This is a genomic window from Empedobacter brevis (assembly GCF_965118635.1).
Classification (GTDB): domain Bacteria; phylum Bacteroidota; class Bacteroidia; order Flavobacteriales; family Weeksellaceae; genus Empedobacter; species Empedobacter brevis_A.
The window spans coordinates 1-9,776 of sequence record NZ_CBCPHV010000022.1; the positions used below are offsets into that span (position 1 = coordinate 1).

The 9,776-nt window shown below is 28.7% G+C and carries 13 protein-coding genes; 10 read left to right on the forward strand and 3 right to left on the reverse strand.

What is annotated here, in order from left to right:
* Positions 1-449: 449 nt before the first annotated feature.
* From ACMHJW_RS14395 to ACMHJW_RS14405, 3 genes are all read left to right on the forward strand, one after another.
* On the forward strand, positions 450-1,853 hold the full coding sequence (locus ACMHJW_RS14395; RefSeq protein ID WP_413534100.1) for a hypothetical protein: 1,404 nt from the start codon (positions 450-452) through the stop codon (positions 1,851-1,853).
* Positions 1,854-1,899: 46 nt separating this feature from the next.
* A complete protein-coding gene (locus ACMHJW_RS14400; protein WP_413534101.1) occupies positions 1,900-3,141 on the forward strand; it encodes a DNA cytosine methyltransferase in 1,242 nt (413 codons plus the stop codon).
* Positions 3,142-3,362: 221 nt separating this feature from the next.
* Positions 3,363-4,067, forward strand: coding sequence for a hypothetical protein (locus tag ACMHJW_RS14405; protein WP_125112982.1), 705 nt, complete (start codon positions 3,363-3,365; stop codon positions 4,065-4,067).
* 87 nt (positions 4,068-4,154) lie between these two features.
* Here the strand turns inward: ACMHJW_RS14405 and ACMHJW_RS14410 are convergent, their stop codons facing one another.
* The 3 genes from ACMHJW_RS14410 to ACMHJW_RS14420 are packed head-to-tail and all read right to left on the reverse strand — an operon-like array spanning position 4,155 to position 5,844.
* Positions 4,155-4,637, reverse strand: a complete 483-nt coding sequence (locus tag ACMHJW_RS14410) for a hypothetical protein (RefSeq protein ID WP_413534102.1) — start codon at positions 4,635-4,637, stop codon at positions 4,155-4,157.
* 18 nt (positions 4,638-4,655) lie between these two features.
* Entirely contained in the window at positions 4,656-5,546 is an 891-nt protein-coding gene (locus tag ACMHJW_RS14415) for a relaxase/mobilization nuclease domain-containing protein (protein ID WP_413534103.1), read from the reverse strand.
* On the reverse strand, positions 5,536-5,844 hold the full coding sequence (locus tag ACMHJW_RS14420) for a plasmid mobilization protein (RefSeq protein ID WP_413534104.1): 309 nt from the start codon (positions 5,842-5,844) through the stop codon (positions 5,536-5,538). Before ACMHJW_RS14420 ends, ACMHJW_RS14415 begins: the two co-directional genes overlap by 11 nt.
* A gap of 904 nt (positions 5,845-6,748) precedes the next feature.
* On the opposite strand from ACMHJW_RS14420, the gene ACMHJW_RS14425 reads away from it, so the two are divergent.
* From ACMHJW_RS14425 to ACMHJW_RS14455, 7 genes are all read left to right on the forward strand, one after another.
* Complete coding sequence (locus tag ACMHJW_RS14425) at positions 6,749-7,777, forward strand: replication initiation protein (protein WP_413534105.1); 1,029 nt, start codon at positions 6,749-6,751, stop codon at positions 7,775-7,777.
* A gap of 13 nt (positions 7,778-7,790) precedes the next feature.
* On the forward strand, positions 7,791-8,273 hold the full coding sequence (locus ACMHJW_RS14430) for a hypothetical protein (RefSeq protein ID WP_225540534.1): 483 nt from the start codon (positions 7,791-7,793) through the stop codon (positions 8,271-8,273).
* An 11-nt stretch (positions 8,274-8,284) separates the two neighbouring features.
* Positions 8,285-8,497, forward strand: a complete 213-nt coding sequence (locus ACMHJW_RS14435) for a hypothetical protein (RefSeq protein ID WP_413534106.1) — start codon at positions 8,285-8,287, stop codon at positions 8,495-8,497.
* 23 nt (positions 8,498-8,520) lie between these two features.
* Complete coding sequence (locus tag ACMHJW_RS14440; RefSeq protein WP_413534107.1) at positions 8,521-8,760, forward strand: type II toxin-antitoxin system RelB/DinJ family antitoxin; 240 nt, start codon at positions 8,521-8,523, stop codon at positions 8,758-8,760.
* A 2-nt stretch (positions 8,761-8,762) separates the two neighbouring features.
* On the forward strand, positions 8,763-9,047 hold the full coding sequence (locus ACMHJW_RS14445; RefSeq protein ID WP_413534108.1) for a type II toxin-antitoxin system YafQ family toxin: 285 nt from the start codon (positions 8,763-8,765) through the stop codon (positions 9,045-9,047).
* A gap of 174 nt (positions 9,048-9,221) precedes the next feature.
* Positions 9,222-9,437: a DUF2683 family protein gene (locus ACMHJW_RS14450; protein WP_413534109.1), complete on the forward strand. Its 216-nt coding sequence runs from the start codon at positions 9,222-9,224 to the stop codon at positions 9,435-9,437.
* Complete coding sequence (locus ACMHJW_RS14455) at positions 9,427-9,753, forward strand: type II toxin-antitoxin system RelE family toxin (protein WP_413534110.1); 327 nt, start codon at positions 9,427-9,429, stop codon at positions 9,751-9,753. Before ACMHJW_RS14450 ends, ACMHJW_RS14455 begins: the two co-directional genes overlap by 11 nt.
* Positions 9,754-9,776 lie beyond the last annotated feature (23 nt).

Consider the following 9,776-nt stretch of genomic DNA (forward strand, 5'->3'; position numbering starts at 1 on the left):
CTAAGGCTTTATTTTTGTCTGCTTTGAATATGCAGTTCTAACGGAAAAATGCACCTTGCAGAGCAGTTTCAAGATCAATTTCACTTATTCAAAACGGCACTCTCACAATATCAGTGTTTTAACCTAAAAAATATTGGTATATAATAATGTTTATGTTAAGTAATGAAATAGATTAAGAAAGTATCAATTGTAGAGTTTCGTGATCCATGATTGAGAATTTAAAAATATTAAATAAAAACCTCGCTATTCATACAAATGTTATTTAGATAACATAGACTATCAAAGAATTTATTACTTTTAACAAAGTAATTACACGAAATACGGATATAGGGAATATTTCACGAAACTTTTCTATTATTTACTTCGTAAATTACTATGTTACATGAAATTATTAACGAACGGAAGTCAAATATAAAACTGTATTTTTGAATTGTTTAAAAGTTAATAAAATGAACAACGAAACTTTTGGAATAACTTTCCAATATGCAATCTGTCAACAATACAAATTAGAAAACAATATATCTTTGGAAAGGGTAAATAACGATTTACTTGAGTTATTCATAAATTCAAAGATGATTTCTAAGATATTTAGAGGAAGAAAGCCAATTAAATATTTATCTGATTCAAAAGAATTCACTTCACATTTTATTAAGCGTTGTCCTCATAATTTTTTACTTGCAAATGATGAAACTTTTTCTGTAAGAACATTTCAGGGAACTGGCAAAATGTTTGCTCCAAAAGTCGTGGGACAAGCTGGAGATGATACATTTAATCATTTCTTTGGCCATTTATCATCAGAAGAAATTTCAAGAAAAAACTTTAAAGAATTTTGCTTAAATCACATTGATGAAATGCTACCTATTATCGTTGATTATGCATTAGTAAGTGATTACAATTGTTGGTTTTACATCAAAGACAATAATTTTAATTATGAAATTTTAAAACGAGATGATTTACCCGAATTAACATTTGACTTTAAGAATTTTTCTTTTACAAAACAATCAGCAAAAGAATGGATTGAGTCAAACACGATAAAATATAAAGGAAAAACAGTTTTAGAACTACAGTTGCATACAAATAGAGCAGGATACAAGATTAGATTACATAGAGAAAATTTTCCGTTATTATTAAAAGTAGAAAAAGTAATAAACAATTCTTTACTTGGAGATACAGCAGAATTAGCAATTTGTAATGTTTTTGATCTTAATTCTGGAGCTAACAATGATAGATTACTAAATAATTCTGATAAAATAATTTTAAAGGCATTTGAAAAACATTACACACAGAATAAGACAAATTTATTTCCGCTAAAACCAATAAAATATTCTGGGACAGAAAAACGAGAACGTGGAGGTCACAGTAAAAGTGGAGTGGACTTTTTCCTTGAAAAAAATGCAACTTTATCAGTAAAAACGAACAAATCAAAGTCTTTCAAAGTTTGCCCTCCAGAAGTCGGACAACCTTCTCCTAAAACATTTGACCTACATTTTTCTGAAAAAGGTTGGTATGATGGAAATATGAATGAAGAAAAGTTTAGAAATTTAGTAAGAGATAAAGAAAAGTTATCTTTACTATTGAGTGAATATGTCAAATTTCTAAATGAATGCGATTATATTCTATGGTCATTATTTCTAAATGAAAACAATATTAACTCAAAACTTGTTGGAAAATCCGATTTAGAAAATATTACATTTAATCCGAATTTAATTGATTACTCAAACGACTTTATTAATAAAAGTAGCGTAACCATAAAGTATGGCAATAATAACATCTCATTAGGAGAATTTCAAGTACATTCAGCAAGAAATTCGCTAAAGTTTAGATTCAATTTCAATAATCTGTTGTCTATATAAAAAAGATAAATTACCTTTGGACAAAATTGGACAAAATTGGACAATTATGGACAAGCAAGGTAAGTTATTAAGAATTGAAGAGATAGCAAGTAAACTTAATGTTTCACAAAAATCAGTTAGAAGATATATACACTCAGGTAAACTAAAATCAAATAAAATTGGAGGTGTACACAGAGTTGAAGAAAGTGAATTAGAATATTTTGTTCAAAAATCATTATTTTCTCCAGAAATAGAAGATGTTATACTTTCTAAACCGAAATCAATAAAAACAGATAGTGTTAATTGGATTGACATTTCAGATGAATGGGATAACATTCAAAAGTTAGATTTAACTTCTGCTGACCTATTCTGTGGTGCTGGTGGTATGGCAAAAGGTTTTGAGATGGCAGGTTTTAAACAACTTTGTGGATTGGACTGGTTCAAGGAAGCTGGTATGACTTATAGAGAAAATTTTTCTCATTCTCTAATTGAAGGCGATATAACCAAAAAAGAAGTAAAAGATAAATTTATAAATACCGTTAAAGAAAAACTAAAAGGAAAGAACCTAACGGTTCTTTCAGGTGGTTTTCCTTGTCAAGGTTTTAGTATGTCTGGCAACAGAGTTGTCGAAGACCCAAGAAACTCTTTATACAAAGATATGCTTGAAATTATCAAAGAACTTCAACCCGAATTTATTGTTGCAGAAAATGTAAAGGGTCTTCGTTCTATGTTGAAAGGTAAAGTTGAAGATAAAATTAGAAAAGATATTGAAAGCCTTGGTTATAACGTAAATGTAACAGTTCTTAATTCTGCTGATTATTACGTTCCTCAAAAAAGAGAAAGAGTAATTTTTATTGCTAACAGAATTGGCAAAAAAAACTATCATCCTTCACCGATTTTAGAATCTGATTCATACATAACAACAAAAGAAGCAATTGGAGATTTAGTAAAAGTAAAAGACAACCCTAAAATCAACCATGTCAGAACAAAGCATTCCGATGATATGAAAGAAAGATTAGCTAAAGTCCCTGAAGGAAAAAGTTTATATGACAAATATTCTGATTCATGGAAAAAATGTCCTTGGAATGAAGCAAGTTGCACAATTAAAGAAAATCATGGAGGGGTAAATATACATCCAATTGAACCAAGAGTTATAACAGTTAGAGAAATGGCTCGACTTCAATCATTTCCTGATGATTTCATATTCAAAGGAACAAAGTCCAAACAGATGGTACAAATCGGAAATGCAGTACCTCCATTATTGGCAAAAGCAATAGCATTATCAATTAAACAAACTTTAAAAAAATAACTTCATGTAACATGTATTTTGCTAAATTGCGGGTTCGAGATAGAATTAAAGATTTAGAATAAATATCGCAAAAGGCAACTAATTGAATAATTTGTTTAAATTTATCAATTAGTTGCCTTTTGCTTAAGTTGTTTTTTTAGTCCAAAGTTTTGGCTTTAAATTCCGCAACTTCGCAAATCACAGGCACGTTGTACGCAACCTTACTAAAACTAAATTATTAAATGAGTTCACTCGGTACAAATCTTATTCAAGTCATAAAAGATAAGGAATTTCAAGCTGTTACCAAAGACTTAACTGAAGTGGTAATTGATTCAAATATTGCTGAAGGATTACTAAAAGATGTCCCACTACTTTCAACAATTATAGGAACTTTTAATACAGTAACCAATATCAAGGATAAGCTATTTCTTAAAAAAATTCTTACATTTTTATATGAACTAAAATCAATTTCTGAAAATAAAATAGAAGAACAAATTAATAAAATAGAAGAAGATTTAAAGTATAGAACAAAAGTTGGCGAAAAATTATTATTTATTATTGACAAGTGTGAAGACACAGACAAAGCATCACTTACTGGTTTACTTTTTAAATCATTTTTAGAGAAAAAAATTGATTATGACCAATTCATTACAGGAACAAATATTATTGAAAAAACTCCGTTGCCTGATTTAATGTTTTTCATAGAAAATGATGTTGAAGAATTGGAATTAGACAATGGTGGTTCTGAATTTGTATCATATGGCTTAATGGAAATCAGAGTAACAAAACCCAATATTAAAGTTGGTGATGAAAAATATTATGGAGATAAATATATTCCATCAGATAATGAAATATTAGCAGATCGTTTAGAAATTACAGATTTTGAAATTGTAGCTAGTATAAGTTGGATTGGACAAATCCTTAGAGAAAATTTATGTAAAGAATAAAAGACAGCGTACAACTTCGGTTCAGTAAAAGCTATAACACCTTTTATGTAAAATAGCCAACCTCAAAAATTTGATGTTGGCTATTTTTTATTCCATTTTTTCAACTTCTATCATCAATTTTTTATTATCCTTTGGATTTTTCCATTTCCATTTTCTGAACTTCTGTATAAAAAGAGCATCTTCTTTTGATAAAATTCTATTTTCATTATTCAATTCATTGTAAAATTCATTTCTAATCTCCGATTTAGCTTGAAATCCAAAACGAAAAGCAAAAAACAGCGATGCTAACCCTATTGCACAAAAAATAACTGAATACAACAATACATTAAACCTTTTTTGCGTTCTATCAATCGTTTTATTCGCGTTTTCAACAACATTTCTAAATGTATCAATACTTTGCTTCACTCCTGAATTATCTACCTTAATATCCGTTCGTTTAAGCTCGTTCAAATACTGTTGATTCGATTGTTCAATTTGATCAGATAACTGTTCTAATCGTTTAATTTTATCTGAAATAATTTCACTTTCTTCTAAAATCATTTTCATAAGTTGTTGACTGGTCATATTCATAATGCTAATTTTTTAAATTTATAACGACATTCCTCTGTCAATCGAACGTCCTACTTTAAGTGCAACATCCGCTATTTTAATCGCCGGTTGTAAAAGAGATAAAACTTCTACCGGTTTTGTAACAAGTTCTTTGGTTAATCCCTTCACAACTTCTGTCTGCATGGTCATTCCTTTAAAAGAAACCCCTTTCTCAATCATATTTTTCATTCCACAACTCTTATGAATTTCAGAAGCCTTAAAATCGAGTCCACTCATTTTATCATAAATACGAAAACCTTGCAACTTTCCACCTTTATTAATGGTTGGTTCTATACGACATCCCTTATCATACATATTTTGCATATAGTCTGAAAAAGTACGTGATTGCTTCACCGAAATATTGTGCTTTTTCAAAATATCAGCCTTCAGTTCTTTATTCAACTCCTTATCCAATGTTCGTTCAATGACCTTTTCTTGTCGCGCCTCTTTGGCTGTTTTTAACCCATTTTCAAGAGCGATCTTTTCAGCAGAATTTTGAGCCTTAAACCCAATATAAGAATCATCCAAAGCCTTTCCTTTTTCATCAATACGATTCGCTATAATATGAACATGAGTTGCTTTTGTATTTTGATGAACATAGGCAATACATTGATTATTTTCTAAACCTAAATTTTTCAAATGATCTTGCGTATAACGCAATAATTCTTGCCGATTATGAACGACATCAATATTTGGACTAAGAACAATCGAAAAAGTATTGTTGGAACAATTCTCATTCATTGCCTGTACTTCCCTAAACTCTGAAAGTATTTCAGATCCTTTTTTTCCAATGACATCATTTCGGTACAATTCAAAGGATTGCTTTTCTTCCTTCATAATGTAATCAATAGCAGCTGCACTTCCTTTCGTTGCTTTGGCTTTACTTATCATGACGTATCTTTTTTAAATGAACCAACATTTCTTGTTGAAGAATACTGATTTCTGAAAGCATACTTCCGTAATCGCCTTTTTTCAAAAGATTGGAAATGGACGAAAAGTTATTATAAAATTTCTTCAGCTCTTTATAAACTTCCAATTCAGATTCACTTAATTGTTTGGGTGATTTTTTACCCAAGGCACAATTTCGAACATAGGTTGAAACAGGAAGACCTGTTTCCTTTGCTTTGACTTTTAAAAGTTTTTCTTCTAAAAGGGTTAATCGGATTTCAATTCGTTTGGTTTTATTCATCTTAAAAACTTAAAAAAATCGTTCGACCATCGGGAGAATGCGAGAGTAGTGTTGACGTAAAAAATAGGGCGAAAATCGCCTATTTTGTACGTACAAACACACATCTCGACCTATTCTACTTTCTAACTTTCTCTAAATTAACCAATTTTCCGAAATTCTAAAACTTTTTTCATTCTTTTTTTACTCATTTTAAACCCAATAATAAAAATCACTCTCATAATTCAGGTAAAAAATAAACTAAAACATTCTCAAAATAAAATAATAAAACACCTTCGTAGATGCCTTTTATTTAACACTCAGAAGATCCAAATACATTAAACAACGAAATGATAAGAACTAATTTATAAATGCAAAAAACGACCTCAAAAGAAGCCGTTTTAAAATCGTTTCGCTTTCAAATTTATGGTTAAACATTAAATTTGAATCACAAAAATACATTAATAAACTAAAAATCAACTAATTAAAATATATAAAATCTATCAAAAATAAAAAGTCCGCCCGCCCCCTTGGTGCGACCTGCGGTCTGCTATTTCCTTTTTTTGTTTTTGTTTTTTTCACTCCAACGAAAAAACTGGATTTCAAGCAAGCTCCCAAAAGTGAATTTTCGAAGAAAATCACACCCTTAAAAACTAAAAAATTACCATGTTTTTGTATTAATTAAACATAGCTTATTATACATTACTTATCGACTTTCGACAAAAAACGGATATTAAATTGAATATCATAGTAATTAAAGAGGTTTAAAAATTATCAACTCCAACTTCTGTAATACTTAACTCCAACTTTTGTAATACTAAAAAACAATCCAACTCCAACTTTTGTAATACTAACTCCAACTTACAAAGTTATATGTTGGTTTTTAAATTTTTTAGTATTAATTTTGTTGGAGATAAACCATACTTGAATGATTATTAAAGAGAAGGAACTAATACAGTCGTATATTTTGACAACCGCAAAATACGATTATAAAGTTTTTGAGAAAAGAATTTTTTATAGAATTATTGAACAGTTTCAGTTCTTAATTGAAGGGAAGGAGTTGAATAAAAAATATTCTCTAATTAAAAAAGATGACGATAGTTATAAAATTAAAATTCCCTATAATTCTCTTCTAAAATCTACCGACGATAAAAATCATCAGCAATTTAAAAATGCTCTAAAATCTTTAGAAAGTAAATCATTTGAGTATGAAGATGACGACTTATGGGAATTAGTTCGATTAATTGAAAAACCTAAAGCATACAAAAGAAATGAATATGTAGAGTTTGAACTAAACCCAAGAGTTGTTGAAGTTCTAATAAATTTTGCGAAAGGTTTTAGGAAATTAAGATTAGATATTGCGCTTAGTTTTGAAACAACTTACGCTATGCGATTTTATGAGCTTATTTCGGAACAAAAAAAACCGATTAGTTATTCTATTGACAACTTAAAAAAAATGTTCTTAATTGAGAATAAATATCAGGATACAAATAATTTTATAAAAAGGGTCGTTGATTCTGCAAAAAAGGAATTAGACGAAAAATCTCCTTACACATTTCACTATGAGAAAATCAAAACAGGTAAAAAAATAACTTCTATAAGATTTATTCCTATTTATCAACCTCAATTTGATAGTGAAAATATCCAAAGAAAGAACTTGAATAAACAAATGTCTAATCGTTGGTTTATTCCAAAAAATATTGAGGATTATTTAAAACATAATTTCGATTTTACAGATAAAGAATTGAACAATAATTTGAATTTATTTGAAAGTTTGTATAATAATTTATCTGAAGAAGTTTTATTAGATTTTCTTACCGATCTTCGAGAACCTTCAACATATGCAGACAATCGAAAAGGATTTATTATTGGAGCATTAAAGAAGAAGTTTGAACAAATATTTGAAAATAAATTTCTAAATACGCGGACAACCTACGGACAACCTGCGGACATGTAAATCATTAAACAAAATGGAGGAAATAAAATTCACCACAACCGATATTTCAAAAAAACTAAAAGTCTCTGACAGAACAGTCAGAAGATACATAGATAAGGAAATATCTAAAATAGAAGGTAAATATCTATTATCAGAAGACGCATTTAATTTTATTATAAATAAATATTCAGCGGACAACCTACGGACAACCTACGGACAGCCTGCGGACACTAATTCTGATGTAGAAAATGAAGAATTTGATATTATTGAAGCTTTTTCTCAAGAAGAATATTTAGAGTTTCAAAAAAGACTAACTGAATACCCTTTATTGAAAGAGAAGATTGAAGAATCAAAAAATAGATTAGATGATTCTAAAGAATATATTCAGACACTTCTAAATGAATTAGAGTATCATAAACAGACTTACCAAAAGCATTTAGAAATGCATCAAAAAATGATTGATGTTTTTCAACAACGCAATTTTATTGAAGCAAAAGAAAAAGGATTAGACCAATAATTCCTCCAGTTATGAAAAGAAAATTAATTGATTTGGATTTAGAAACAGAAAGACGTTTATCTATCCTTGCTTCTGCAAACGGAATGAGTTTGAAAAAATATATCGAATATATACTTTTTCAACACGGAAATGAACACTTGATTAAAATAGAAAAGGAAGAAAAAAACAAAAAAGATGCTGTTAAAAATCAACTTTCTATATTAGATGAATTGAAAAAACAGTAAATTTGTATTTAAACAGATGTAAAATGAATACAAAAGAACCAAAAAAAGCAACCTCTTTAAGACTAAACCAAGCTCTTTATGTAAAAATCGAGGAGCGTGCAAAAAAAGAGAATAGAAGTATCAGTAATTTATTAGAAACAATTATTTCTCAAGCTTTAAACTATAACGAACCTAATAAAGATACTATTGAAGCAATAAAAGAGCTTAAAGAAGGTAAGGGCGTTAAATTTAATAGTGTTGACGAATTATTTAAAAGCATCTAATAATGTTTAAAATTGTTGCTTCTAATAAATTTCTAAAAGACTTAAAATTACTCAAGAAACGTAGTGATTCTGATTTCATTATTTTACAAACCTTTTTAAATAACCTTGCTGAACAAGGAAATAAAGGGATTAGTAAAAAACATAAACCTCACAAATTAAAAGGCGAATATAATGGTTATTGGGAGTGCCATGTAAAACCTGATTTACTGTTGATTTGGAATGAAGATTCAGAAATAATGCTTCTGGAGTTAGTTCGAACAGGTACCCATTCAGACCTTTTTAAATAAAAAGAACATTCTATCACGATAGAAAAAGAGGAAAGAAAACAAAAAGACGCTGTTAAAAATCAATTATCTATTTTAGATGAAATAAATAAACAAGCAACTCAATAAAAATAACTTTTACAGTTTTTGTATTTTTGTTTTTAGATTAGTTATGTTCATTATTAAAGAATTAAAATTATGACAACACAAGAAATCTATATAGTAGAACCATCTACATCCGAAGAAGCTAAAGCATTAAAAGCGTTTGCAAAAGCTTTAAAAATAAAAATTACAAAACAAAATAATTCAAGTAATATCAAAGATGAAATTTCTAAAGCTGTTAATGAATTAAATTTAATAAAGGACGGTAAATTAAAAGGTGTTTCGACTAAAGAATTACTAAATGAGTTATAGTATTATTGCTGTTCCAGAGTTTCTAAAACAAGCGAAAAGATTAGGGAAAAAGTACCGCTCAATTAAAGACGAACTTTCTTCTCTATTTGAGGAGTTAGAGCAAAATCCTACTCTTGGAACAAACTTAGGAAACAACTGCTACAAGGTACGTTTAGCTATAAAATCTAAAGGAAAGGGTAAAAGTGGTGGAGCAAGAGTCATTACTCATATCTTAATCGAAAACGAAACTGTTTATCTACTATCTATTTATGATAAAAGCGATCAAGATTCTATTTCAGATGAAGAAATAAAAGAATTGTTAAAAAATATAAAATAAAGCCTTAGTATTTGAAATACTAA